The organism is Mesorhizobium sp. B2-3-5 (assembly GCF_006442395.1).
Taxonomy (GTDB): domain Bacteria; phylum Pseudomonadota; class Alphaproteobacteria; order Rhizobiales; family Rhizobiaceae; genus Mesorhizobium.
The window spans coordinates 1-24,867 of record NZ_VFVX01000054.1 but is presented as its reverse complement, the minus strand read 5'-3'; the positions used below and the strand labels follow the sequence as shown (position 1 = coordinate 24,867).

General features: G+C 62.8%; 22 protein-coding genes, 1 tRNA gene and 1 riboswitch. Of the genes, 10 read left to right on the top strand and 13 right to left on the bottom strand.

From position 1 onward, the window contains the following. Nucleotides 1-62 precede the first annotated feature (62 nt). From FJ958_RS29920 to FJ958_RS29910, 3 genes are all read right to left on the bottom strand, one after another. Nucleotides 63-833, bottom strand: a complete 771-nt coding sequence (locus FJ958_RS29920; protein WP_140749243.1) for a CbtA family protein — start codon at nt 831-833, stop codon at nt 63-65. Nucleotides 834-848: 15 nt separating this feature from the next. Beyond that, nucleotides 849-1,028, bottom strand: coding sequence for a CbtB-domain containing protein (locus FJ958_RS29915; protein ID WP_140749240.1), 180 nt, complete (start codon nt 1,026-1,028; stop codon nt 849-851). 35 nt (nt 1,029-1,063) lie between these two features. Next, nucleotides 1,064-1,262: riboswitch (cobalamin riboswitch) on the bottom strand. A gap of 275 nt (nt 1,263-1,537) precedes the next feature. Continuing rightward, nucleotides 1,538-2,737, bottom strand: coding sequence for an MFS transporter (locus FJ958_RS29910; protein ID WP_140749237.1), 1,200 nt, complete (start codon nt 2,735-2,737; stop codon nt 1,538-1,540). Between the two features lie 234 nt (nt 2,738-2,971). Here FJ958_RS29910 and FJ958_RS29905 point away from each other — a divergent pair, with 234 nt between their 5' ends. Then, nucleotides 2,972-3,970: a DUF1624 domain-containing protein gene (locus FJ958_RS29905; RefSeq protein WP_140749234.1), complete on the top strand. Its 999-nt coding sequence runs from the start codon at nt 2,972-2,974 to the stop codon at nt 3,968-3,970. Next, entirely contained in the window at nt 3,967-4,443 is a 477-nt protein-coding gene (locus FJ958_RS29900; protein ID WP_140749231.1) for an isoprenylcysteine carboxylmethyltransferase family protein, read from the top strand. The genes FJ958_RS29905 and FJ958_RS29900 overlap by 4 nt, the downstream gene beginning before the upstream one ends. Before the next feature lie 359 nt (nt 4,444-4,802). On the opposite strand, the gene FJ958_RS29895 is transcribed toward FJ958_RS29900, so the two are convergent. Both FJ958_RS29895 and mgtE read right to left on the bottom strand, forming a co-directional pair. Next, a complete protein-coding gene (locus FJ958_RS29895) occupies nt 4,803-5,189 on the bottom strand; it encodes a MerR family DNA-binding transcriptional regulator (protein ID WP_006203215.1) in 387 nt (128 codons plus the stop codon). A 135-nt stretch (nt 5,190-5,324) separates the two neighbouring features. Continuing rightward, nucleotides 5,325-6,743 (bottom strand): magnesium transporter, encoded by a 1,419-nt coding sequence (gene mgtE, locus FJ958_RS29890; protein WP_140749228.1) that lies wholly within the window; start codon nt 6,741-6,743, stop codon nt 5,325-5,327. Between the two features lie 391 nt (nt 6,744-7,134). Between mgtE and FJ958_RS29885 the strand changes: the two genes are divergently transcribed. The 6 genes from FJ958_RS29885 to FJ958_RS29860 all read left to right on the top strand — a co-directional run bounded on the left by FJ958_RS29885 (nt 7,135) and on the right by FJ958_RS29860 (nt 15,043). Next, nucleotides 7,135-7,803 carry a response regulator transcription factor gene (locus tag FJ958_RS29885; RefSeq protein ID WP_140749225.1) on the top strand — a complete coding sequence of 223 codons (669 nt, stop codon included), beginning with the start codon at nt 7,135-7,137 and terminating at the stop codon, nt 7,801-7,803. 124 nt (nt 7,804-7,927) lie between these two features. After that, complete coding sequence (locus tag FJ958_RS29880; RefSeq protein ID WP_140749222.1) at nt 7,928-9,118, top strand: aminotransferase class V-fold PLP-dependent enzyme; 1,191 nt, start codon at nt 7,928-7,930, stop codon at nt 9,116-9,118. 13 nt (nt 9,119-9,131) lie between these two features. Then, entirely contained in the window at nt 9,132-10,094 is a 963-nt protein-coding gene (locus tag FJ958_RS29875) for a CoA ester lyase (RefSeq protein ID WP_140749219.1), read from the top strand. 19 nt (nt 10,095-10,113) lie between these two features. Next, nucleotides 10,114-11,298 carry a malate--CoA ligase subunit beta gene (locus FJ958_RS29870; protein WP_140749217.1) on the top strand — a complete coding sequence of 395 codons (1,185 nt, stop codon included), beginning with the start codon at nt 10,114-10,116 and terminating at the stop codon, nt 11,296-11,298. 14 nt (nt 11,299-11,312) lie between these two features. Continuing rightward, nucleotides 11,313-12,212 (top strand): succinate--CoA ligase subunit alpha, encoded by a 900-nt coding sequence (gene sucD, locus FJ958_RS29865; protein ID WP_140749215.1) that lies wholly within the window; start codon nt 11,313-11,315, stop codon nt 12,210-12,212. A gap of 146 nt (nt 12,213-12,358) precedes the next feature. Beyond that, nucleotides 12,359-15,043: a phosphoenolpyruvate carboxylase gene (locus FJ958_RS29860; protein ID WP_140749212.1), complete on the top strand. Its 2,685-nt coding sequence runs from the start codon at nt 12,359-12,361 to the stop codon at nt 15,041-15,043. Between the two features lie 256 nt (nt 15,044-15,299). Here FJ958_RS29860 and FJ958_RS29855 read toward each other — a convergent pair. Then, nucleotides 15,300-15,384, bottom strand: a tRNA-Leu gene (locus tag FJ958_RS29855). 236 nt (nt 15,385-15,620) lie between these two features. On the opposite strand from FJ958_RS29855, the gene lipB reads away from it, so the two are divergent. Beyond that, nucleotides 15,621-16,364 carry a lipoyl(octanoyl) transferase LipB gene (gene lipB, locus FJ958_RS29850; RefSeq protein ID WP_140749209.1) on the top strand — a complete coding sequence of 248 codons (744 nt, stop codon included), beginning with the start codon at nt 15,621-15,623 and terminating at the stop codon, nt 16,362-16,364. 22 nt (nt 16,365-16,386) lie between these two features. Here lipB and FJ958_RS29845 read toward each other — a convergent pair whose 3' ends face one another. Next, the gene (locus tag FJ958_RS29845; protein WP_140749206.1) at nt 16,387-17,637 is read right to left on the bottom strand and encodes a site-2 protease family protein; all 1,251 of its coding nucleotides are present in this window, start codon (nt 17,635-17,637) and stop codon (nt 16,387-16,389) included. Between the two features lie 911 nt (nt 17,638-18,548). Between FJ958_RS29845 and FJ958_RS29840 the strand changes: the two genes are divergently transcribed. Continuing rightward, nucleotides 18,549-19,307: a tetratricopeptide repeat protein gene (locus FJ958_RS29840; protein ID WP_181176573.1), complete on the top strand. Its 759-nt coding sequence runs from the start codon at nt 18,549-18,551 to the stop codon at nt 19,305-19,307. A 338-nt stretch (nt 19,308-19,645) separates the two neighbouring features. On the opposite strand, the gene FJ958_RS29830 is transcribed toward FJ958_RS29840, so the two are convergent. The 6 genes from FJ958_RS29830 to mce form a co-directional block, all read right to left on the bottom strand. After that, nucleotides 19,646-19,939, bottom strand: a complete 294-nt coding sequence (locus FJ958_RS29830) for a GYD domain-containing protein (protein WP_140610489.1) — start codon at nt 19,937-19,939, stop codon at nt 19,646-19,648. A gap of 130 nt (nt 19,940-20,069) precedes the next feature. After that, complete coding sequence (locus FJ958_RS29825) at nt 20,070-20,753, bottom strand: ABC transporter ATP-binding protein (RefSeq protein WP_181165635.1); 684 nt, start codon at nt 20,751-20,753, stop codon at nt 20,070-20,072. Then, nucleotides 20,750-22,036: a lipoprotein-releasing ABC transporter permease subunit gene (locus FJ958_RS29820; RefSeq protein ID WP_140749200.1), complete on the bottom strand. Its 1,287-nt coding sequence runs from the start codon at nt 22,034-22,036 to the stop codon at nt 20,750-20,752. Before FJ958_RS29820 ends, FJ958_RS29825 begins: the two co-directional genes overlap by 4 nt. Further along, nucleotides 22,033-23,361 (bottom strand): proline--tRNA ligase, encoded by a 1,329-nt coding sequence (proS, locus tag FJ958_RS29815; protein WP_140749197.1) that lies wholly within the window; start codon nt 23,359-23,361, stop codon nt 22,033-22,035. Before proS ends, FJ958_RS29820 begins: the two co-directional genes overlap by 4 nt. Before the next feature lie 655 nt (nt 23,362-24,016). Then, the gene (locus tag FJ958_RS29810) at nt 24,017-24,301 is read right to left on the bottom strand and encodes a DUF1467 family protein (protein ID WP_140749194.1); all 285 of its coding nucleotides are present in this window, start codon (nt 24,299-24,301) and stop codon (nt 24,017-24,019) included. Beyond that, nucleotides 24,298-24,702, bottom strand: coding sequence for a methylmalonyl-CoA epimerase (gene mce, locus FJ958_RS29805; protein ID WP_140749191.1), 405 nt, complete (start codon nt 24,700-24,702; stop codon nt 24,298-24,300). The genes FJ958_RS29810 and mce overlap by 4 nt, the downstream gene beginning before the upstream one ends. Nucleotides 24,703-24,867 lie beyond the last annotated feature (165 nt).

Genomic DNA, 24,867 nt, shown 5'->3' with positions numbered 1-24,867 from the left:
TTTGGGCGTGCGGGCTCTTGCCGGAGCGCGCACCACCGATGATGAAGGTCAGCTTGCTGCGATCAGGCAAAGCTGTCGCGCAGGCTGGTGGCGGTGCCGGTGAAGCGTCCGCGCACCACGCCGACGGCGGCGCCGAGCACCAGCCAGAACACCAGATTGGTCAGCGTCACCGCCACCACGAACTGATGATGCAGGCCCTCCGGGATCGGCGTCTCGAAACTGTCGGGCTGCGGCGCGCCGATGACATGTGGAGCGATGATCAGCAGGACGGCAAGGATGGTCAGCGGCAGCGATCTGCGGAACGCGATTAGGCCCAGTCCGATTGAGGTCGCGACCACGGTCGCCGCCCACCAGATCTGGCGCTGCATGAGGTCAGCCGCGGGCGTGGCCGGCAGTTCCGGCGGCAGGCCGAGGCCGGGCGCCAACGTGAACACGGCAAAGCCGGCCAGGCCCCAGAACACGCCCTGGCGCCAGTTGCCGATACCGCCGGCGAATTCCGAGACCGCGACCAGGACCAGCGCGAAGCCGACACCGGTGACGATATTGGCAAGCACGCTGAAGCCAAAACGCTCGAAACCGTCGGCCGGAGCCCAGCCTTCGTCTTCCGCCGGGGCGGCTGCTTCAGCCGGTGCCGGCACGGCGGAGCTCATGGCGTTGGTCTCTGCTGCTGCCGGCGCGGCGTGGTCGTGATGGTGGCCGCCGCCGGCCTGCTCATAGACTTCAGCCTTGAGGATCAGCGGCACGGTGGCATAGGCCTGCATACAGGCGAGAACGACGCCAGCCACGAGCCCTGCGATCGCCGCGATGAACACGACGTTGCGAAATAGGTTCATGATGTCAGATCCTCGTCAGTGGCAGGGAAACGCCATCGAATGACGGTAATCGTGGGCGGCATTGTGGACCGCATCGATATGCGAGAAGCCGACAAAGCCAACAACGAAGAGTCCGAGCAGCGCCGCGAGCGCAAGCTGCGTGAGGCGCGACTGCGAGGAGACGGAGGCGCCGAGGGAGACGGAAGCGGTATTCATGTCTTGTCCTTTCACCCTCCACCCGAGGGCATCGAAGTCAGTTTCCTGTCGCCGGCAGGTCTCCTGGCTCGCGGATCAGCGCCCTTCCCCACCTTCCCAAAGAAAAATCTTCAGTGGCTTATGGAGAGGACTACCGCATACAGTTGCGGGGGCAGCCACGGCATTGGGCAACAACTCGAGCCCGCACCGCATTCCCTCTTGGCTCCAAACGGAACCGACGACAGCTTGGACTATAGGCAGAATCGACGCGTCCGGCAAACCCAATTCCGCCGGTGATCATTGTGAATGCGCCATATCGAGATCAGTCGCTTGTACCGTATTTGACAATTCCGCTGGCCGGGTGGCGGCTTCCGTCTTCACAGGAAGCCAGCCATGCAGCCCGGTGGCAGCGAGCGCGCTCCTTACAACGGCCTTGCCCGGGCTGAACCGACGCTGCCGTCATCGGCCTACTTGGACGCGGAAGCCCAAAATCGCGACAGATGTCCGCCAGAGCGAATTCTGAAGGCCGGCTAAAGCGACTTCGGCAGATATCGCCAGGTCACGAAGCCGCAAAACGCCGCCAGCAGGCCGAGGGTCACGAATACCGAGCCAAGCCCGAAGAACGCCAGCACGACGGAATAGACCAGCGGCGGTGTCAGCTCGGAAAAATCGAGATAGGTGCGGTAGACCGCGGCCATCTGCGCGCGCTCATAGGTGCGCACCGAGCGCATGAAAGCGGTCGAACCCAGCGCGTCGAGCGCAATGGTGAAGAAGGCGCCGCACAGCAGGAAGGCGCCAGTGAGCAGCGGGGCGCTCTCGCCGACCGTGCCTGCCGCCAGAAGCGTGGCCGACATGGCGAAATAGGCGAAGGTCATGGTCTTGCGGCCACCAAAGCGTTTGCCGGCCTTGCCCCAGAAGATCGCCATGAACAAAAGCGCGTTGCCGGCCGAGACCAGGAGACCGCCGGCGAGATCGCCCTGCCCGGTGATGACCATGAACAGCGGTCCGTAGACGAAGAACGTCGTCCAGAAGCAGGAGCGGCCAAAGGCGATCAGCCAGGCGAGCCTCAGCCTGGGCTGTGCGATGAAGCGGCCGATATTGGCGAGCGGATTGGCCGGACGCGTCTTGCCCGGCTGGATCGACTGGTTGTCGCTGAGCCGGTAGAACCAGAACAGCGCCAGCAAGATCGTGGCAAACACCGCCACCGCACCATGCGCGGCATAGATGCCGAAATGCGCGTAAAGAAAGATGCCGAGTGTCGGCCCGCCGGTCCAGGCGAACATCGACCACGCCATGCGAAGCGATTCGGCCTGCATGAAGTCGGTCTTGCGGATGTGGTCCATGATGTAGAGGTTGAGCGTGATCGACAGCGCACTGGCGCCCATGACCCGGCACAGCATGCCGGCCAGTTGTCCGGCAAGCGTATGGGTGACGAAGAACAGCGATCCGATGGCGAGCAGGCAGGCGCCGGCGGTGTAGACCCAGCGCCGCGCAAAGCGGCGGATCAGCATCGGCATGAACAAGGTTACCGACAGGCCGAGCAGCGCAACGATCGTATAGAGGATCGAGACGATCTGCTCATTGTGCAGGATCTCGTAGGCCTGGATCGGGATGACGCTCGACACCGTGGCGCGGGCGAAGGACTCGACCGCGTACAGCGAGGCGAAGGTGCGCGCATCCGCGGCCTTGAGGGCCGGGAGCCAGATCGGATGGCGCACATGGGTGGACATCGCTTCCCCAAAGCAGAATCACCGACCAAATCTGCCTTGGCGATTTCAGTGCCAATAAGAGGAAACCGACGCGCGTGCGGTGAAAAACGAAGCTGGTCAAAGGCTTTCCGGCGCTGGCCTAAAGCGGGATCCCAAACGGCCGGCGCGGCTCGGCGCTATGCCGACGGTCCCGGCCTTCTTCTGTCTGGTTGAACCGTGATAGTCCTCAAGCGGGCTGAATCAGATCGCGAGACCATGACCATCCATACGCCGACCGCACCCATTCCGGAGCCATCGAAGCGCATCGTCGCCATCGACGTCGTGCGCGGCATCGCGTTGCTGGCCATGGCGAGCTATCACTTCACCTGGGACCTGGAGTTCTTCGGCTATACCGATCCCGGCCTCACCGCCTTCGGCTGGTGGAAGATCTACGCCCGCTGCATCGCCTCGACCTTTCTGTTCCTGGTCGGCGTCAGCCTCTACCTCGCCCATGGCAAGCAGATCCGCTGGAACGGCTTCTGGAAGCGGTTCGCCATGATCGCGGGCGCGGCGATCGCCATTTCGGTCGTCACACGCATCGCCACGCCCGATGGCTTCATCTTCTTCGGCATCCTGCATGAGATCGCGCTCGCCAGCCTGCTTGGCCTCGCCTTCCTGCGGCTGCCCGCGCTGCTGACGCTTGTCGTTGCCGCGCTGATCATAGCCGCGCCCGTCTACCTGCGCTTCGAGGCCCTGGATCATCCCTGGCTGTGGTGGATCGGCCTGTCGGCGATCAATCCGCGTTCCAACGACTACGTTCCGCTGTTTCCATGGTTCGGTGCGGTGCTCATCGGCATCGGGACGACGAAGCTCATGACCTCCTCCGGCATGCGAACGCGCCTGGCGAGTCTGATGCCCGGTCGCTGGGCCAACCCGCTGGTCTTCATCGGCCGCCACAGCCTCGCCTTCTATCTGATCCACCAGCCGCTGCTGATTGGCTGTGTCTGGCTGTTTTCGCAGGTGATGCCGGCCGAGGTCGAAACCCCGCAGGTCAATTTCCTGAAAACCTGCCAGCGCTCGTGCGAGCAGACGCGCAACGCAACCTTCTGTTCGAGCTATTGCGGCTGCATGCTCGATACGCTCGAAGGCGAAGCCTCTCTTGATCGGCTCTACAACAACGACCAGACTGCGGACTGGAGAGCCCATCTGTCCGATCTTGCCGGCATGTGCACCGGCAAGACCGAGGACAAGATGACGGAGGGAGGGACGCAATGACCGACAGCCAGCCGAAGCCCGGAATGATCCCTTGGCCACCGGTGATCTACGCCGCCGCCATCGCCATCAGCGTCATCCTCGGCATGCTCTATCCCTTGCCCTGGATCGACGATCTTCTGGGCGACATCCTGTTCGCGGCCGGCTGGGTGGCGCTGTTCGGCGCCGCGGCGCTCTGGGTCACCGCCATCCGCGCCATGATGCGGGCCAAGACCACGCTCAGCCCCACCGCCCTGCCGGACCATCTCGTCACCTCGGGCCCGTTCGGCATCACCCGCAACCCGATCTACCTGGCACTCACCCTGATGCTGATCGGCGTCGCCTTCGTCTCGGGGATAGCCTGGTTCTTCCTGTTTGCCTTCATCGCAGCGTTCGTTACGCAGAAGGTCGCGATCGAGGGCGAGGAAAAGATCCTGGCGGCGAAGTTCGGCAAGAAATACCGCGACTACACCAAACGGGTGCGACGCTGGATTTGAGGCAGCGTCGCCAGGCTCTGTAATGCCGTCAAGTGACCTTGGCCGCCAGACCGGTCATCTTGGTGGCGTTTGGCCGGAACCCGATGCTTTGCTTCGTCTCGTCATCCTAGGGCGGAGCAAGGAGCGAAGCGACGCGCGCAGACCCTAGGATCCATGCCGTGACGTTAAGGCGTTTGCAACGGTTCAGAATTCTGCCCCGTGGCACTCTACGATCAAGGTCACAGCATGGCTCCTCGGGTCTTCGCTCCGCTTCGCGTCGCTACGCCCAAGGATGACAAAGTTCGGGGGGCTCCGGCAAATCTCGAACGTCTGCGAAAGTTGGCCTGGACGAATGCTGAAGTCTCCCGCTGAGAGCGGGTTTACGTGTTCACACCCAGTTCCACCAGCCGCTCGACGCAGGATTCCTCGGCCTGGTCGAGTTCCGCCAGCGTCTCCTCGAGGTCGCGGCGCTTTTGCCGGAGGTCCTCGCGCTTTTCCTCGATGCGCTTGATCATCAGCTTCAACTGCCCGACCTCGCCCGGCGGCTCTTTATACATCTGGATGATCTCGCGGATCTCGTTGATCGAGAAGCCGAGCCTTTTGCCGCGCATGATCTGCCGGATGAGATGGCGGTCGGACGGGCGAAACAGCCGCGTGCGCCCACGCCGCACGGGCTGCACCAGTCCCTCATCCTCATAGAAGCGCAGCGTCCGCGTTGACACGTCGAATTCGCGGGTCAGTTCGGTGATCGAATAATATTCCCGCATTGTCACTCCGTGCCGGAATCCCGGGCGATCGTCATGCGCCGCCTTCTGTCCCGAACCAACCCTCGCCTCGCCGGAATCGACGCGGCACCCCATGCAAGCCTCGCACGGCATTTACGTAAAAGTCAATTGAGACAGCTACCTGACGCCGAACCACCAGCTTGCAAGGCCGAGGAAAGCGAAAAAGCCGACGCAGTCGGTGACGGTTGTGACGAAAACCGCCGACACCACGGCCGGGTCGATCTTGAACCTGTCGAGCAGCAGCGGGATCAGGATGCCGGCTAGTGCGGCCGCGAACATGTTGATGATCATGGCGGCTCCTATGATCCCGCCGAGATTGGGATCGCGAAACCAGACGGCGGCGACGATGCCGATCAGAACGGCAAAGACAATGCCGTTGATGAAGCCCACACCCACTTCGCGGCGAATGATGCGGGCGGCATTGTAGATATCGAGGTCCTTGGTCGCCAGCGCCCGCACGGTGACGGTCATGGTCTGCGAACCGGCATTGCCGCCCATGCCGGCCACGATCGGCATCAGCACGGCGAGCGCTACGATCCGCTCGATCGTGTGGTCGAACAGGCCTATCACCGATGCCGCCAGGAATGCCGTGACAAGGTTGACCAGCAGCCAGGGAACGCGCGAACGCGAGGTCGCAAGCACGGTGTCGGAAAGCTCCTCGTCGCCGACACCGCCCATGCGCAACAGGTCTTCCTCGGCTTCCTGCTGGATGACGTCGACGACGTCGTCGATGGTCAGCACGCCGACCAGCCGCTGGTTCTCGTCGACGACGGCGGCCGAAAGCAGGTCGTACTGCTCGAACTCCCGCGCCGCTTCTTCCTGGTCCATGGTGGCCGGGATGGCGTGGCGCGTCTCGTGCATGACCTCCTCGACCTTGACCGCGCGCTTGGTGCGCAGGATCTGGTCGAGGTCGATGGCTCCTAACAGCTTGAAGGTCGGATCGATGACGAAGATCTGGCTGAAGCGATCGGGAAGGTTCTTGTCCTCGCGCATGTAATCGATGGTCTGGCCTATGGTCCAGAACGGCGGCACCGCGACGAACTCCGTCTGCATGCGCCGTCCGGCGGTCTCTTCCGGATAGTCCAGCGAGCGGCGCAGCCTGATCCGTTCGGTGAACGGCAGCTGCGACAGGATCTCGTCCTGGTCCTCCTTTTCAAGGTCTTCGAGAATGTAGACCGCGTCGTCGGAATCGAGTTCCTGCACCGCTTGCGCGATCTGCGCGTTGGGAAGGTTATCGACGATCTCCATGCGGATCGCCTCGTCGACTTCGGTCAGCGCGGAAAAGTCGAAATCGGCGCCCAGGAGTTCGACCAGAGCCCGCCTTTGTTCGGGATGCAGCGCCTCGATCAGGTCGCCGAGTTCCGACTGGTGCAGATGATCGACTTCACGCTTGAGGGTCAGCGTATCGCGGTCGGCGATCGCAGCCCCGATCTGTGCAAGAAAGGACGAAAGCACCGCGCCGTCCTCGCCATAGATGTCGGCGTGGACCTCGTCAGCCGCCTTGGCGGAGGTCGTCTGCTTGTCCTGGCCTTCCACCAGCGCCTCCCGCCATCAGAATCCCGAAAAGGTGCCTGTCAGGTCTAGACCATGATCTTGAAAAGTGGAAACCGGTTTTGGGTCCGACGCTGAAACAAAAGAAAGATAGAGCCACAGCATGATTCGAGTTCGCAACTTGTTGCTCTAACTCATGGAAATCCTGAACGAAACGGACATTTCCATTGACGATGATTTGCGCCGATGCGGTGCTGGCAGTCGAGCCCGGACCCTGTCGAATTCACGAGAACAAGTTGCGCTTGACCTTCAGGCGGCGCGACAGTGCATGTCGCAGGGGAAAGAGCACCCCTATGCAATTGGGGCAGAATTGTCATGATGCAGGTCCACGCATTGGCTGGACCGCCCAGGCCGTAACCCGAACAGCCGGAAGCCCTTGAAGATCAGCTCGCAGACACCGAACAAGACAATCGAAGAGCGGCGCGTTCGCGTGGTCGTCGCCGAACGCAATCCGCTCGTCATATCGGCCTTGCGCGAAATGCTGGAATGCGACGGCCGCTTCGAACTTCTCGCCTCTGTGCAAAGCGGCAAGCATTTCCTGGAGCTGGCAATGGCGGGCGAATTCGATGTCGCCGTCATCGGCTGGAAGCTCTCCGACATGGATGGCGCGGATGTTCTGGCCGAGGTCCAGGACCGCAAGCTCGATGTGCGCGTCACGGTGTTTTCAAACGACCATGACATCGGCATCCTGAAACAGTGCGTGCGGCTGGGAGCCCAGGGCTACTGCTTCCAATTCGACGATCCGGCCATCATCTTCGAGACGATCCTGGCCGTCGCCCACGGGCGCATCTGCATCCCCTTTATCGACATCAACAAGGTCAACGACACGCCGCTGGCGCAGCTCACGGTCCGCGAGCGCGAATTGCTGGCGGTGCTCTCCGACGGCTGGACCAATTTGCAGATCGCAACGCGGACGGGCATTTCCGAGAACACGGTGAAATACCATCTCAAGAATCTCTACGACAAGCTCGACGTCCGCAACCGGGCGATGGCCGTTGCGCTCTATGCGCGCGAGAAGCGTACCCAGAAACAGCCTTTCGGGTAGGCCAAACGGGTAGGCCAGTCCCACCCGCACGCGGCAAGATCTTACCCGCCAAGGTGTGGCTTCCATTCGCCATCGAAACGAAACTCCCCGTCACCGCGTTGCTTGATCAGGAGGAGTTCGCATCATGGCCGGTTTCACCCATCTTTTCATTCCGGGGCCGACCAACATCCCCGAACAGGTCCGGCAGGCGATGAACCTGCCAATGGAGGACATGCGCGCCGCGTCCTTCCCCGATCTCACGCTGCCACTGTTCGAGGACATCAAACGAGTCTTCAAGAACGAGACCGGCCGCGTCTTCATCTACCCATCCTCGGGCACGGGCGCCTGGGAAGCGGCGATGACGAATGTGCTCAGCCCCGGCGACCGCGTGCTGATGTCGCGCTTCGGCCAGTTCTCGCATCTGTGGGTCGACATGGCCGAGCGCCTCGGTTTCGAAGTCGATGTCATCGACTGCGAATGGGGGACCGGCGTGCCGCTTGAGCTTTACGCGGAGCGGCTGAAGGCCGACAAGACGCACCGCATCAAGGCCGTCTTCTGCACGCAGAACGAGACGGCGACCGGCGTGACGAGCGACGTCGCTGGCTGCCGCGCCGCGCTCGATGAGGCAAACCACCCCGCCCTCCTCTTCGTCGACGGCGTGTCGTCGATCGGCTCGATCGACTTCCGCCAGGAAGAATGGGGCGTCGACTGCGCGGTCAGCGGCTCGCAGAAAGGTTTCATGCTGCCCGCAGGTCTCGGTTTCCTGTCGGTCAGCAAAAAGGCGCTTATCGCTTCGAGAACCGCCACCCACCGGCGCTGCTTCTTCTCCTTCGAGGACATGATCCGCGCCAACGATGCCGGCTATTTCCCCTACACGCCGGCGACGCAGCTGCTGCGCGGCCTGCGTGCCTCGCTCGACCTGATCGAGGACGAAGGCCTGGACGCCATCTTCGCCCGCCACCATCGTCTCGCCGAAGGCGTGCGCAAGGCGGTCGACGCCTGGGGCCTGAAACTCTGCGCCAAGGCGCCGAAATGGCATTCCGATACGGTGAGCGCCATCCTGGTGCCGGAAGGCATCGACAGCGGCGACGTCGTCAAGCGCGCCTATGGCACCTACCAGACGTCGCTCGGCGGCGGCCTCAACAAGGTGTTCGGCAAGGTCTTCCGCATCGGCCATCTCGGCTGGCTGAACGAGGTGATGGTGCTTGCCTCGCTGTCGGCGGCCGAAATGGCGCTGCTCGATTGCGGCGTGCGGCTGGCGCCGGGCTCCGGCGTCGGCGCGGCCATCCAGCACTTCCGCGCCTCGGCGCAGGTGCCGGTCGCCGAAGCGGCATAAGGGGGAGCCGACGATGAGCCACACCATCAACCACCTCAAGAAATTGCGGCTGCAGCGCAGCGAGCTGGCGGTTCCCGGCTCCAGCCCGGAGATGATCGACAAGGCGGCGAACAGCGCCGCCGACTTCGTCTTCCTCGATATCGAGGATGCCGTCGCACCACCCGACAAGGAACGCGCCCGCAAGAACATCATCCAGGCGCTGAACGACATCGACTGGCGCGCCAAGGGCAAGACCGTCTCGGTGCGCATCAACGGTCTGGACACCCATTACATGTACCGCGACGTGGTCGACGTGATGGAACAGGCCGGTGACCGCCTGGACACCATCCTGGTGCCGAAGGTCGGCGTGCCGGCCGACCTCTATATGGTCGAGGCCATGGTCAACCAGATCGAGATGGCCAAGGGTTTCAAGACCCGCGTCGGTCTCGAAGCGCTGATCGAGACCGCGCTCGGCATGGCCAATGTCGAGGCCATTGCCGCGACACCCGGCCGGCTGGAGGCGATGCATTTCGGCGTCGCCGACTATGCGGCAAGCTGCAAGGCGCGCACCGTCAACATCGGCGGCCTCAATCCCGACTATCCCGGCGACCAATGGCATTTCGCCCTGTCGCGGATGACGGTCGCCTGCCGGGCATACGGCCTGCGCGCCATCGACGGACCGTTCGGCGATTTCTCCGATCCGGAGGGTTATGTCGCTGGAGCCAGGCGCGCCGCAGCCCTTGGCATCGAAGGCAAATGGGCGATCCACCCCTCGCAGATCGCACTCGCCAACGACGTCTTCTCGCCTCCGGAAAAGGAGGTGACGCGCGCCAGGCGCATCCTCGAAGTGCTGAAGGAGGCCGAGGCGCTCGGCAAGGGAGCGGCCGCCCTCGACGGCAAGATGATCGACGCCGCGTCGGAGCGCATGGCGAGGAACGTCCTGGTGGTCAACGAAGCCATCGAACGCGCCGACCAGGCGCGCGCCGCCACGCATTGACGGTAACGGGAGGACAACAATGGACATCCACGAATATCAGGCCAAGGAACTGCTCGCCCGTCACGGGGTGCATGTGCCGCGCGGCGGGCTGGCCTACAGCCCCGAGCAGGCGACCTACCGGGCACGCGAGATCGGCGGCGGCAAATGGGTGCTGAAGGCGCAGGTTCATTCGGGCGCCCGCGGCAAGGCCGGCGGCATCAAGCTGTGCACGAATGACGAGGAGATCTCGAGCGCCGCCGAAGCGATGCTCGGCCGCAAGCTGGTGACCCAGCAGACCGGTCCGCGCGGCAAGCTGATCTCGCGGCTCTATCTGGAAGAAGCGGTCGACATCGCCCAGGAGCTCTATCTCGGCTTCGTACTCGACCGCAAGGAAGAACGCGTCATGATCGTGGCCTCCGCCGCCGGCGGCATGGAGATCGAGGACATCTCCGAGAAAAAACCTGATTCCATCATCCGCGCGACCGTCGATCCCGGCGTCGGCATGCAGCGCTTCCAGGCGCGCGAGATCGCCTTCGGGCTCGGGCTGGAGGACAGCCTTATCGGCAAGGCGACCGAGACCATCTTCAGCTGCTACCAGGTGTTCCGCGACTACGACGCCTCCATGCTGGAGATCAATCCGCTGGTGGTGACCCGCGACGGCAATCTGGTAGCGCTCGACGCCAAGATGTCGTTCGACGAGAACGCGCTGTTCCGCCGGCCGGAAATTTCGGAGCTGCGCGACAAGAGCCAGGAAGACCCGCGCGAGACCTTCGCCAGCGACCGCGGCCTCTCCTATGTCGGCCTCGACGGCAACATAGGCTGCATCATCAATGGCGCCGGCCTCGCGATGGCGACCATGGACATGATCAAGATCGCCGGCGGCGAGCCGGCCAACTTCCTCGACATCGGCGGCGGCGCCTCGCCCGAGCGGGTGGCGAAATCCTTCCGCGCCGTGCTTGGCGACAAGAATGTCGAGACCATCCTCGTCAACATCTTCGCCGGCATCAATCGCTGCGACTGGGTCGCCGAAGGCGTCGTCAAGGCGATCCGTGAAGTTGGCGTCACCGTGCCGTTGGTTGTGCGGCTCTCCGGCACCAAGGCCGAGGAAGGGCGCCGCATCCTGGCCGATTCCGGCGAGGCGGTGATCGTCGCCGATACGCTGGCCGAAGCCGCCGAAAAGGCCGTCGCCGCGTGGCGTGCGGCCAATGAGAAAAAAGCAGCCTGAGGGAGGTCGAAACCATGGCAATCCTGCTCAACCGCAGCACGCGCGTTATCGTGCAAGGCTTCACCGGCAAGATCGGCAGCTTCCACGCCGAGGACATGAAGCGCTATGGCACCAAGCTCGTCGGCGGTGTCACCCCCGGCAAGGGCGGCCAGACACATCTCGGCCTGCCCGTCTTCAACACGGTCAAGGGCGCGGTGCGCGAAACCCGCGCCGAGGCCAGCATCGTCTTCGTGCCGCCGCCCTTCGCCGCCGATTCGATCATGGAGGCGGCGGATGCGGGGATAAAACTCTGCGTCTGCATCACCGACGGCATCCCCTCGCAGGACATGATGCAGGTCAAGCGCTACATGCGCCGCTACCGCTTCGAGGACCGCATGAGGCTGGTCGGCCCGAACTGCGCCGGCATCATCACGCCGGGACAGGCGCTGATGGGCATCATGCCCGGCTCGATCTACCTGCCCGGCCGCATCGGCATTGTCGGCCGCTCGGGAACGCTCGGCTACGAGGCCGCCTCGCAGATGAAGGCGCTTGGCATTGGTGTGTCGACCAGCGTCGGCATCGGCGGCGATCCGATCAACGGCTCGTCCTTCAAGGACATTCTGAGGCTGTTCGAGCAGGATGACGAGACCGATGCCGTGGTCATGATCGGCGAGATCGGCGGGCCGCAGGAAGCCGAAGCCGCGATCTGGGCGCGCGACAACATGCGCAAGCCATTGATCGCCTATATCGCCGGCCTTTCGGCGCCGAAAGGCCGCCGCATGGGCCACGCCGGCGCCATCATTTCGGCCTTCGGCGAGTCGGCGCAGGAGAAGGTCGAAATCCTGAAAGAGGCCGGCGTCGTCATCGTGCCGACGCCATCCTCCTTCGGCGAGGTCGTGGCCGACACGCTGGCACGCATAAAGAAGGCGGCTTGATGGCCAAGCGGCCGAAGACCGCATAGCGCGAACGCAAGCGGTGCATAAAAACAAATACTTGGAGCGGTTCAGCGTCTCATGCAGTCACTGAACCGCTCCAAGGGCGCGGCCACAGTGGCAATCGATGGACGGGTCAGGAAACTGATTTGGAACAGAGTAGGCGCATCAGATTTCGTGAGGACGAGCGCAGCCTTTTGTTGCGCCTGCTGCTTCAGGTCGCAAGCGCGCGTGAGCCCGAGATCGCCGCTGTTCTAAGCGGACGCAGGTCGCTTGTCTCGCTTGCCGCGGAGCAGCGCATCCCGGCACTTCAGGCGAGCGGCGTGTGGTTCCAGTTGCTGACGATTGCCGACGAGTTGCTTGCCATGCGAACGCGTCGCGAACTCGAACAAGGCGCCGGCGTCGACGAAGTGCCCGGGTCGTTCGCCAGCGTGATCGCGCAGATGGCGGCGAACGGCCACTCGGCGGAGGAAGTCCAGGCGGCGCTCGATGAGCTTTGCGTCGGCCCGACCATGACCGCGCACCCGACAGAGGCCAAACGCGTCACGGTTCTGGAAATCCACCGCCGTATCTATCGCAAGCTGACCGAACTCGACCAGCCGCGCTGGGCGCCGGGCGAACGCGACCTGTTGGTCGCCGATCTGGAAAGCGAGATCGAGCTTCTGTGGATGACGGGCGAACTGCGGCTGGAGCGTCCGACGGTCGAACGCGAAATCGCCTGGGGCCTGCATTTCTTTCGCGAAGTCATCTTCGAGGCAACGCCGCAGCTTTACGGCAAGCTTCAAGGCGCTTTCCAGCGTCACTATCCGGGAGAGCCGATCAGAATCCCTTCTTTCATGCGCTATGCCTCGTGGATCGGCGGCGACCGCGATGGCAATCCAAACGTGACGGCCGCGGTCACCGTCCATGCCGTGGCCGAGTACCGCAATACCGCCATAGGCTGGTATCTGACGCAGGTGCAGCGGCTGGTGACGGTGCTCAGCGCCAGCTCGAACGTCATTGAGCTGCCGGCCAGCTTCAAGCCGGTGCTGCAAACGGCGCTTGATAAAAGCGGACAGGCGCGAGAGATCGCCACCCGCAACCCTGACGAACCGCTTCGCCAGTTCGCTTCGGCCTTGCTTGCCCGGCTGGAGGCCACGCGAGACGGCGGCACGGCGGCGTACCTCTCGGCGGAGGCGTTTCGTGCCGATCTGAACAGCCTGTCATGCGTTCTCGAAGCGATTGGAGGGCGCGCGGTAGCCAGGCGTTTCGTGCAGCCCCTGCTTTGGCAGGTCGGAAGCTTCGGCTTCCGTACCGTCTCGCTCGACATCCGGCAGAACTCCACGGTCGTCAACCGGGTGCTGGCCGAGCTGTTTGCGCTGACAAATCCCACAGATCCGGTCGCGGCCGGCACACCGCAATGGTCGGCGCGCATTCGCGCGGCCTTAAGTGGGGGCGAACGGCTGGAGATCGACACAGGCCGGCTTTCGCCGGAAGCAGGTGAACTGCTTTCGACATTCTCCGTCATCCGCGAGCAGATCTCCAGCTCGGATGCCGACGCCTTCGGCTCTTTCGTTCTCAGTATGACCCGCTCGGCCGACGATCTGCTCGCGGTCTATCTACTGGCCCAATATTGCGGACTTTCAACCGCGCCTGGTGGCGGCGGCGCAATCAGGCTGCGGATCGTGCCATTGTTCGAGACCATCGCCGATCTGCAGGCAGCACCCGTCATCCTGAACGAATTGCTCGGCGTTTCGCTGGTGAGGCGGACGGTGCAGGATTTCGGCGCGCGCCAGGAGATCATGCTTGGCTACTCGGATTCCAACAAGGACGGCGGTTTCCTGGCCTCCAATTGGGAACTGGCAAAAGCGCAAAAGCGCCTCGCTGCCATCGGCCGTAAGCATAGGGTCAGGATCAGCTTCTTTCACGGTCGCGGCGGCTCTGTCAGTCGTGGCGGCGCGCCGACCGGCCGGGCAATCGCGGCACAGCCGGCAGGCACCGTTGCCGGAGCCATGCGGGTGACGGAGCAGGGCGAGGTCGTATCGTCGAAATTCGCCAATCGCGGCACCGGCCTCAACCAGCTCGAGGTTCTCGCCGCCGGCGTACTGGCCCATAGTGTCGGATCGGCGGGCGATGTCGTGCCGAAGGAAACGCCGGAGTTCGACGAAGCGCTGGAAGCGCTGGCGGGCATGTCGCAGGCATCCTATGCCAGGTTGATGGCCGAGCCGGGCTTCCTCGATTATTTCAACCAGGCGAGCCCGGTCGCGGAATTGGCGCTCCTGAAAATGGGCTCACGGCCGGATCGCCGTTTCGGCGCCAGCGGCATTGCCGACCTGCGCGCCATTCCCTGGGTGTTCGCCTGGAGCCAGAACCGGCACCTGTTGACCGGCTGGTATGGCATCGGCAGCGCACTCAGCTCGTTCGTCGCGGTGCGCGGCGAGGCCGGGCGCGAGCTTCTGGCCCGCATGTTCGAGCACTCGCGCTTCTTCCGCCTGATCGTCGACGAGGCCGAAAAGACGCTTTACCAGTCCGACATGGGGATCGCGCGGCTCTACGCCGGCCTGGTGTCCGACAGCCAAGCGGCTGGGCGAATCTACGCCCGCATCGCCGCCGAATACGAGTTGACGCGGCGCCTTATCGGTGACCTCACGGGAGGCGATCTTTCCGCCCGCTTTCCGATGTTCAAGCGGCGTTTCGACAATCTGCGGCGGCAGATGGATGACATTCACCGGCTGCAGGTCGAACTGCTGCGCGAAGTCAGGTCAAAGATCGGGACAGCGGATCAAAAGCGGGCGACCGACGCTCTGCTCGTATCGATCAATTGTATCTCGGCTGGCCTGGGGTGGACGGGATAGGCAGGATTTCTGCCGGGCCACTTCGTCACATTGCATCATCGTCCAGGGCCAACCGCCCATAGCGCCAGCCTTTCCGCCCCAAAAGGCCGGCATGGGCCATGCCGGCGCTGTCATCTCGGCCTTCGGCAAATTGGCGCGGGAAAAGGCGGCGCAATCCTTAGAGCCTGCCGCTGCTTCTGTTTGGCCTGCGGAGACGACGACGCGCCGACGGCCGCTTCGGTTCGAAGTTTCGTCCAACAAACACTTGGGGAAATTTTGGTGCGGTCGAGAAGACTCGAACTTCCACGGGTTGCCCCACAGCGACCTCAACGCTGCGCGTCTACCAATTCCGCCACGACCGCACGTGGTAGGAGCCGGAACCGACCGGCTCGCGGCGTGTAGCAAATCGTTTCCGGCGAAACAAGTGCGTGGCGAGCAATAATCTCAAGCGATTGGCATAACGGTCCACAGGATTGGAATGAGCGCCCGCAACTGGACGTTTACGCCCGATATCGCCATATGGAGAGCGGATGCATGTCGCCCGGACACATGCTTCGGGCTTGACCCGTGGGATGCACAAGCGAAAAAACGAGAAGCCATGCCAGAACGCAGCCAGATCGCCACGTCGTTCCTGCCGCTCCCCGGTTCGGCGCCGGTCGAATGGCTGGTCGAGCCTGGCCTCACCGCCTATCCCGATGCGCTGGCTTTCATGGAGGCGCGCGCCGAGGCGATCCGCAGCGGAGCGGCCGGAGAAATGGTCTGGCTGGTCGAACATCCCCCGCTCTATACCGCCGGCACGAGCGCCCGTATCGAGGACCTGATCGATCCTGATCGCTTTCCGGTGTTTTCGGCCGGTCGCGGCGGCGAATACACCTATCATGGGCCCGGCCAGCGGGTTGCCTATGTCATGCTCGACCTGAAACGGCGCCGAGAGGACGTTCGCGCCTTCGTCGCCGCGCTCGAACAGTGGATCATCGGCACGCTCGCCGCCTTCAACGTGCGCGGCGAACGGCGCGAGGACCGTGTCGGCGTCTGGGTGGTGCGGCCGGATCGCCCTGCCCTGCCGGACGCCTCGCCGGCCGAGGACAAGATCGCCGCGATAGGCATCCGGCTGCGGCGCTGGGTGAGCTTCCACGGCATCGCCATCAATGTCGAGCCGGACCTCGGCCATTTCGGCGGCATCGTGCCGTGCGGCGTGCAGGACCATGGCGTCACCAGTCTCGTCGACCTTGGTCTTCCCGTGACAATGGGGGACCTCGATCTGGCGCTGAAATCCGCTTTCGAGGACGTCTTCGGTCCCGCCGCGGCTATGCCCGCCGAAGAGGCTCGCAAAGCCGGTTGAATCTTCCCGGCCGGGAACCTGCCTAGATCAGTTGCGCCGACGCCCACAGGACGCCGCAGCCATGGATGACGAACACCGCCAGCAGCGCGCCCGCCATAGCGAAGCGGTCGACCGTGCGGATCGGCTCCAGTTCGTGGCGCGGCTTCACCCCGCTGCCCATGGTCAGCAGGCTGAGGATCGAAAAGACTGCCCCGGCGGCGAGCAGGAAGCCGGACGAGAAACCGGCCTGCCGGCCAAGCATCAAGAATGCCGAGAGCAGGAAGAACGAGGCCAGCGCCAGCGCGATCGGCCCGGGGCAGATCTGGCGCAGCACCTGGCCGCCATCGAACTTCCACACCGGCACCAGATTGGCGATGTTGAACAGGGCCGCGCAGCCCGCCAGCGCCGCGAGCAGCGCGGCGGCGGCCTTGTGCCCCTCGGCGCCGGCAAGCGCGCTGCCGGCAATGACGATCGGCACCAGGAAGGCTGAGAACCCCGCCCCCATCAATGCCACGAAGGCCACTTCGAACCGGCTGTTGTAGGGCCGGCCGCCAATGGCGATGCCGCCGAGCAGCGGGATGAAGATCATTCGCGCCTTGCGGTGTCCCATCAGCCGGAACGCCGCCATGTGGCCGAGCTCGTGCAAGGCCACGACCGAGGTCAGGATCGCGGCCAGCGCCAGCCCGCCAAGATGGAGACCGAAGAACGGCCACAGGATCAATGCCGACAGCACCGCAAAGCCGATCTGGCTCAGCGGATGCTCGAACCAGCCGCCTTTGCGATAACGCCCGGTCGTCGCCCAGCCTTGCAGCTTGGAGAGCTCGCGTCGCATGGCGAAGTAACGGAACACCAGGAAGGCGATGCCGCGGTAGCGGTCGGTCCGGCCAAGGGTCACCCTTGTGCCATGCCCCTCGGAAACCAGCTCGGTGGTCTCCCGATAGTCCTTCCAGAAAGAACTATCGAGCGCGGTATCCTCGATGACGCGCATCGAAAAGCGGCTGCCCTCGACAACGTCCTCAAACCTTGACCTTCGCTCGATCGGCTTGCCGTCGCGGCCTTCCCACGACAGCATGATGCGGGCCACGCCCTCCCCGTCCAGTGCTTCGGCCGACAGGATTTCACCGGACCAGCCGCCATCGCTGCCAAGTGGCCACAGCGCTTGCCAGAGGCGCTGGCGGTCCATGGCAATCACGCGGCTCACCCTGACCGTGCGCAAACCAAGCGGCACGGTCATCAAGAGAAAGATCAGCCCGAGATTGCTGGCCACGAGAATGGCCGTAACGATCGGCGACACCTGGACGTTGCTCCCTGCCTTCAGGGCACCCTAACGTCGGGGCGGCAAGAAAGACTTAACGGGCGAAGCGGTCCCTGGCCATCAAGGAAACAGCGACGGCACGCCGCCAGTTCACATGGCTCCGATCCAGATCGCCATGGAAATGAGGAATGTGCTCATGCAGACAAGCGAGACGACATCCTGAACCAGATCGGTCATAACTCTCTCCTGTTGTTTGTATGTTCGTATTTTGTTCTAATTTTGTTCGAATGTCAACGACCGAGCGCAGGGGGATAGGAGGAGAATTTGACACAGTTAGTGAAGGGTTAACCGGTCCGGAAGGTCGTTTGACAAAGCGGTGCCAGCAGACCGTTCAAAGGCTGTCGCGCCGACATGGCGCATGACGACGACGGATGGTTCTGACAATTGCGTCGCGCCACCAGGCTTCCTGTCTCATTTCAAGACGAAGGCGCTGGCATCCGTCTTGCTCTGTAGGTGTTGCCGGTTGATCCCGGTCCTGATTGCGTACTCTGATCAGGTTGTAGGCTCGCCGGGCTTCGAGGTTGTTGGGGTCTTCGCCCGGCGAGTTTATCGGGATGATGATCACCCTATCCTGAGAGCCGCCAATGAGCCTTCAGTGCGATCAAGGCGGAACAGATCGCAATCCCAACACGACCAGTGCCCATGTGACACCACTGCGGGAAAGTCGCCATCGGCGGCCTTGTCTCATGCGCTTTCGCCAACGGTCAGCCTGATTGGCACCACCGTATTTTCCCTTGCCCATCACCCGCTGGCCGCGCGCTCAATCGGGATCGGCCTGTCCGATGTGCCAGACGACTTTGGGGAGTTCGATGCATTCTTCCCATCAAAGTACCCTCGTCACTGGCAAATCTCTCATGATATTCGCGTGTGTGGCTATGGGGAGTCTCGTGATGACTTGGCGGGTTTTTGGAATTTTGGCGATGGGACTGATCCCGGTCGCTTTCCTTAGTGGCACTTCGGACGCAAAAGCCTCCAACGCCGAAATAGAGCGCTGTATTCATTCGAAGACACCGAACGACAAGGTCTACTATTGCTCGATTGCATTGAGAGGCCGACCTGGCGGGGAGATGACCAATCGCCTTCTTCTTCGAAGGGGCAATGCGCTCATGCAACTCGGAATATTTTCCGAAGCTGTCAAAGATTTCTCACGCCTCATCGTGGCGAATCCGACCGTGGCTGGCTACGTCGACAATCGTATGGCCGCCCTGCGATCCCTCGGCCTTTATCAGGAAGCACTCGCGGACGCCAATCACGCAATAGACTTGGCGCCGCACAAAGCCTTTGTCTATCACAGCCGTGGTCTTGTTTTTGAAGACCTGAAACAGTTTGCTTCTGCTTTGAGCGATTTCGACCGAGCAATTTCCCTCGATCCCAACAATGCAGGGTTCATGGTCGAACGTGCGAGGATCAAGATGGAAGCCGGCCGTGCGAGTGAGGCTGTCGAGGACCTCTCTCTCGCCATTGCCCAGGACCCCGGCAATTTGGCCGCGCTGAAGCAGCGCGGCATGGCGCGTCTCGCCCTTGGTGATCTCAACTCCGCGGCAAGCGATCTTCACACCTACAGCCGGGCAGTTCCCGATGACCGGGAAGTCGCGGCTGCGATTGCCAGCATCAAGCCCGCCGCAAGTAGGAGGCCTTCAACCCATTGATGAGAGGCGCGGTGACCTGAGCAATTCCAGGAAAAGTGTGAAACGGTTTTCCGTTCGGAATTGCGTCAAAACAAAGAGCTTGAGGCAATTCCAGGAAAAGTGTCAAACGGTTTTCCTGGAATTGCGTCAAAGAGTTAGAGCAGTTCACCGTTTCTGTGAAACTGTAAACCGCTCTAACCGGACGGCATGAATGCCTTTGCCATTGAAGTGGCTGTCGCGGCCGATTGCCGCTGCACCATTTGGGCGGCCGGTAGCTGCCAGCCGAGGTGCAAAATTTCCTTCTATCTCCAACTTACGGCGCCGGCTTCGATTGCTCGCGCACGGCAGCACGGCACTGGTCAGGCCATCTTTGCCATTACCTTGGCCATATCCGCCGTATCGAACGCTCTCAGAGTCTGAGTTCTGATGTTGCCCAGCGATGCGATCGACAGGGATAATGCCGTCGCAGCAATGTCGTCGTCGGCTTCGGCAATCGCCACGACATCATGTTGGCCAAGTGTCCACAACAGGGTGTGAACCTTGACGCCGCTTTTGCTGGCCATCGCCTTGAAGGCCTCGGCACGCTTCTGAGTATCCTTTATGCTCTTGATACCTTGGTCTGTGAAATTCGAGAGCAGCACGTAGTAAGCCATTGGTTCCTCCCACAATGGGGAGCGGGCGGGCGCTCACGGCGCGTCCGCCGTCTCCCAGAGCTTACGATAACACGAGCCGGGTGTGCGAACCACAGGCGGCCAGACACGCCATCGCGCATTATTGCGCAGCCTACAATGGGACAACCTTGCCGTCGGCCAGCGTGACGCGCCTGTCCATGCGCGATGCCAGCTCGTGATTGTGAGTGGCGATCAGCGCCGCGAGGCCTGATTGCCGGACCAGCGCCTCCAGTGCCTCGAAGACATAGGACGCGGTGACCGGGTCGAGATTGCCGGTCGGCTCGTCGGCCAGCAGCACCAGCGGCGCATTGGCAACCGCACGCGCAATGGCGACACGCTGCTGCTCGCCGCCGGAGAGCTCGGCGGGCCGGTGCGATGCGCGCTTGCCGATCTGCATGTAGTCGAGCAACTGCGCCGCGCGTTCAGCCGCTTCCTTGCGCGGCAAACCCTTGATCAGCTGCGGCATCATGATGTTTTCCAGCGCGGAAAACTCCGGCAGCAAGTGATGGAACTGATAGACGAAGCCGACATCGTTGCGGCGGATCGCCGTGCGCTCGTCGTCGGACAGCCGGCCGCAGGCCCGGCCCGACAGGATCACGTCGCCGGCATCGGGACGCTCCAGCAGGCCGGCCGTATGCAGCAGTGTCGACTTGCCGGTGCCTGATGGCGCCACCAGCGCCACCATCTCGCCGCGCCGCAGCGAAAAATCGGCGCCGTTCAAAATGGTGAGCTTGCGCGGCCCCTGGACATAATGCCGCTCGACGCTCTTCAGCTCGATAATGGCCTCGGCCATCACTCATACCTCAAGGCTTCGACCGGATCGAGACGGGCCGCCCGCCATGCCGGGAACACCGTTGCCAGGAAGGAGAGGCCGAGCGCCATGATGATGACATAGGTCGTCTCGCGCGGATCCATTTTCGCCGGCAGCTGGCTGAGGAAATAGAGCTCCGGATTGAACAGCACCTTGCCGGTCATCCAGGAGAAGAACTGACGGATTGATTCGATATTGAGGCAGATGACGACACCGAGCAGCACGCCGGCGATGGTGCCTGTCACGCCGATCGCGGCTCCCGTCATCAGGAAGATGCGCAGGATCGCCCCGCGCGAGGCGCCCATGGTGCGCAGGATGGCGATGTCGTGCCCCTTGTCCTTCACCAGCATGACAAGGCCGGAGATGATGTTGAGTGCCGCCACCAGCACGATCAGCGTCAGGATCATGAACATGACGTTGCGCTCGACCTGAAGCGCGGAAAAGAAGGTCTCGTTGCGCTGGCGCCAGTCGACGAGGTCGATCGGCCGTTGCGCCGCTTCCTCTATCTTCGGCTTCAGCGCGTCGACATCGTCGGGATTGTCGACATAGATCTCGATCGTCTGCGCACGCCCGTCCATGTTGAAATAGAGCTGCGCCTCGGAGAACGGCATGTAGACGATGGAGCTGTCATATTCCGACATGCCGACTTCGAAGATCGCCGCGATCTTGTAGCCCTTCATGCGCGGCGTCGTGCCAAGCGGCGTCACGTCGCCCTCCGGCGAGATGAGCGTGATGGTGTCGCCCAGCGTCAGGCCGAGATTCTCGGCCATGCGCTTGCCGATGGCCACGCCCTCGCCGCTATCGAAGCTGGCGATCGAGCCCTGCTTGATGTTGCCGGCGACGATCGCGATCTTGCCGAGATCCTCGCCGCGAATGCCGCGCACCAGCGCGCCCGAGCCGCCGCCGACATTGCCTTGCGCCAGCACCTGGCCATCGATCAATGGGAGAGCATATTTGACGCCGGCCACGCCGTTGATGCGGCTGGCGACCTGGGCATAGTCCTCGAGCGGCGAATCGAGCGGCTGCACGATCAGGTGGCCATTGACGCCCAGGATGCGCGTCAAAAGCTCGGCGCGGAACCCGTTCATCACGGCCATGACCACGATCAGCGTCGCCACCCCCAGCATGATGCCGAGGAAGGAGATCGAGGCGATGACCGAGATCACCGTCTCCTTGCGCCGCGAACGGAGGTAACGCCACGCAACCGTGCGTTCGAAGATGGAAAAGGGACCAGCGCCCGCCGATCTTGCCGCAACCGCCTCGCTCATGCGGCGACACCGAAGCGTTTTTTCGCGTCAGCGACCGGCAGCGTTACGCGCTCGCCGGTCTTGCGATTCTTGATTTCCACCTCGCCGGCGGCCACGCCGCGTGGGCCCACGATCACCTGCCAGGGCAGGCCGATCAGGTCGGCGGTGGCGAACTTGCCGCCCGGCCGCTGGTCGGTGTCGTCGTAGAGCACATCCTTGCCTGCAGCGGTGAAGGCGGCATTGAGTTCGTCGCAGACGCGATCGCAGTCGGCGTCGCCGACCTTCATGTTGATCAGGCCGATGTCGAAGGGCGCCACCGCCTCCGGCCAGATGATGCCGTTCTCGTCGTGGCTGGCCTCGATGATTGCCGCGACCAGCCGCGACGGCCCGATGCCATAGGAGCCGCCGGAGGCGAAATGATCCTTGCCGTCGGGGCCGGTCACCTTGGCGCCCATCGGCTTTGAATACTTCTCGCCGAAATGGAAGATGTGACCGACCTCGATGCCGCGTGCCGAAACCTTGTCGTTCTCGGGAACCTTTTCCCAGGCCGCCTCGTCATGCATTTCGTCGGTTGCGGCGTAAGGCGTCGTCCACGTCTTGACGATATCAGCGATCTCGCCGTCATTGGCGAAGTCGGTGTTCGCGCCGGGCACGGCAAGCGAAAGATAGTCGCGATGGCAGAAAACCTGGCTCTCGCCGGTGTCGGCCAGGATGATGAATTCATGGCTAAGATCGCCACCGATCGGCCCGGTGTCGGCGCGCATCGGGATCGCCTGCAGGCCCATGCGCGTGAAGGTGCGCAGATACGACACGAACATCCTGTTGTAGGCGGCTCTCGCGCCCTCGAAGTCGAGGTCGAAGGAGTAGGCGTCCTTCATCAGGAACTCGCGCGAACGCATGACGCCGAAGCGCGGCCGCACCTCGTCGCGGAACTTCCACTGGATATGGTAGAGGTTGAGCGGCAAATCCTTGTAGGACTTCACATAGGCGCGAAAAATCTCGGTGACCATTTCCTCATTGGTCGGGCCGTAGAGCATGTCGCGGTCCTGACGGTCCTTGATGCGCAGCATCTCCTTGCCATAGTCGTTGTAGCGGCCGCTTTCGCGCCACAGATCGGCCGACTGGATGGTCGGCATCAGGATTTCCAGCGCGCCGGCGCGGTTCTGCTCCTCACGGATAATTTGGCAGACCTTGTCCAGCACCCGCTTGCCGAGTGGCAGCCAGGAAAAACTGCCCTGCCCCTGCTGACGGATCATGCCGGCACGCAGCATCAACCGGTGCGAGACGATCTCGGCCTCGCGCGGATTTTCTTTGAGGATGGGCAGGAAGTAGCGCGACAAACGCATGGACTGGTCCGTGAATGAGAACGGCCACGCCAGAATCGGCGCGACGCAGGCTTGCTTGCCCCGGCTTCATAGCCATTTCATGACGGATTGGAAACCCGGCCACACCGGCACAATGCCGCGCTTCAGGCCGGAATCCTTCGGTTTCCGATCAGGCGGCGCTGGCAATGAAGCGCACCGAACGTCTTGGGGCTTGGCCTTCAATTCTTTGCGCGCGTCAATTCAGGACATGCCGCAAAGGCTGCGCTATGCCTTGCTGGTCGTTTCGAAAGCAAAGCATGCCATACTATTGTGCAGTGCAGCACGAGAATGCCTGTTTCGAGGCAAAATTCTTCGTGACATTTTCATTCGGCTTAGGCTAGTGTGCCGCGATAACCGAGAGGGCAGAGAAAAATCTGCTCTCCTACGCGGTCAAAGTCTTGGGAGGATGCGATCTAGGCGCGGTTACTCGCTGCCGCCGGAAACCGGAAACAGATCGGACGCGTTTAATTGCAAGGCCTTGTGCCTTGCATTTTTTTTGTGCAATCACCCGGTTAGCGCGATGAGTTGCCAAGTCACATGACCTCGCGTCAGCAGGTGTATGGCCGCGAAAACGCGGCAGCATCGCGGGCCGCATCCTCACAATCTCGATGCAGCCGCAGCGGCCTTGCCAGGCGATCTACTTCGCTGGAGTCTGTCCGAAATCCGGCACGATGTGCGGGATGTCGTTGAGGCTGTATCCCAGCCCGTGCGTCAGGCCATAGAAGATGGCCATGAGAATGGCCGTGACGATGGTGGTGCGGATCACGGCGCGCAGCATGTGCGGCCCGCGCGGCGCGCTTGGAACGGTGCCCAGCGTCACGTCGTGATCATCATCCTGCGTGCGGACACTGAACGGCAGCACGGCAAACAGCACCACCCACCAGGTCGCGAAAAACAGGGCGGTGAACGAAACCCAGCTCATGATTGCTCCAGTTCGATCAGCGTGCCGAAGAAATCCTTCGGATGCAGGAACAGCACCGGCTTGCCATGGGCGCCGGTCTTCGGGTTGCCGTCGCCCAGCACGCGGGCGCCGGCGGCCTTGAGCTGGTCACGAGCGGCCAGGATGTCGTCGACCTCGTAGCAGAGATGATGCATGCCGCCAGCCGGGTTCTTCGCGAGAAACGCCGCGATCGGCGAGCCCTCGCCCAAGGGCTCCAGCAGTTCGATCTTGGTGTTGCCGACATTGACGAACACCACGGTGACGCCGTGCTCCGGCAAAGCCTGCGGCTCCGTCACTTCGGCGCCGAGCGTGTTGCGGTAAGCAGCGGCGGCGGCGGCCAGATCCGGCACCGCAAGCGCGACATGGTTGAGACGTCCAAGCATTGGTTTTCTCTCAAGGCAGTAAGGCAATAGGGCAGTAGGGACGACAGTCCACGAGGAGACATCCGATCTACTTTCGACTTCCACCTACCGCCTCATTGCCCTACTGCCCTACTGCCCTACTCCCCTACTCCCCTGGGCGAAGGTCACTGTGGCTGCGATGCAACA

What these genes read in the sequence shown, in the direction of transcription:
- FJ958_RS29920 (WP_140749243.1), bottom strand. Translation starts at nt 833, where the DNA reads ATGAACCTATTTCGCAACGTCGTGTTCATCGCGGCGATCGCAGGGCTC.
- FJ958_RS29915 (WP_140749240.1), bottom strand. Translation starts at nt 1,028, where the DNA reads ATGAATACCGCTTCCGTCTCCCTCGGCGCCTCCGTCTCCTCGCAGTCG.
- FJ958_RS29910 (WP_140749237.1), bottom strand. Translation starts at nt 2,737, where the DNA reads ATGTCCACCCATGTGCGCCATCCGATCTGGCTCCCGGCCCTCAAGGCC.
- FJ958_RS29905 (WP_140749234.1), top strand. Translation starts at nt 2,972, where the DNA reads ATGACCATCCATACGCCGACCGCACCCATTCCGGAGCCATCGAAGCGC.
- FJ958_RS29900 (WP_140749231.1), top strand. Translation starts at nt 3,967, where the DNA reads ATGACCGACAGCCAGCCGAAGCCCGGAATGATCCCTTGGCCACCGGTG.
- FJ958_RS29895 (WP_006203215.1), bottom strand. Translation starts at nt 5,189, where the DNA reads ATGCGGGAATATTATTCGATCACCGAACTGACCCGCGAATTCGACGTG.
- FJ958_RS29880 (WP_140749222.1), top strand. Translation starts at nt 7,928, where the DNA reads ATGGCCGGTTTCACCCATCTTTTCATTCCGGGGCCGACCAACATCCCC.
- FJ958_RS29875 (WP_140749219.1), top strand. Translation starts at nt 9,132, where the DNA reads ATGAGCCACACCATCAACCACCTCAAGAAATTGCGGCTGCAGCGCAGC.
- FJ958_RS29870 (WP_140749217.1), top strand. Translation starts at nt 10,114, where the DNA reads ATGGACATCCACGAATATCAGGCCAAGGAACTGCTCGCCCGTCACGGG.
- sucD (WP_140749215.1), top strand. Translation starts at nt 11,313, where the DNA reads ATGGCAATCCTGCTCAACCGCAGCACGCGCGTTATCGTGCAAGGCTTC.
- lipB (WP_140749209.1), top strand. Translation starts at nt 15,621, where the DNA reads ATGCCAGAACGCAGCCAGATCGCCACGTCGTTCCTGCCGCTCCCCGGT.
- FJ958_RS29840 (WP_181176573.1), top strand. Translation starts at nt 18,549, where the DNA reads ATGACTTGGCGGGTTTTTGGAATTTTGGCGATGGGACTGATCCCGGTC.
- FJ958_RS29830 (WP_140610489.1), bottom strand. Translation starts at nt 19,939, where the DNA reads ATGGCTTACTACGTGCTGCTCTCGAATTTCACAGACCAAGGTATCAAG.
- FJ958_RS29820 (WP_140749200.1), bottom strand. Translation starts at nt 22,036, where the DNA reads ATGAGCGAGGCGGTTGCGGCAAGATCGGCGGGCGCTGGTCCCTTTTCC.
- proS (WP_140749197.1), bottom strand. Translation starts at nt 23,361, where the DNA reads ATGCGTTTGTCGCGCTACTTCCTGCCCATCCTCAAAGAAAATCCGCGC.
- FJ958_RS29810 (WP_140749194.1), bottom strand. Translation starts at nt 24,301, where the DNA reads ATGAGCTGGGTTTCGTTCACCGCCCTGTTTTTCGCGACCTGGTGGGTG.
- mce (WP_140749191.1), bottom strand. Translation starts at nt 24,702, where the DNA reads ATGCTTGGACGTCTCAACCATGTCGCGCTTGCGGTGCCGGATCTGGCC.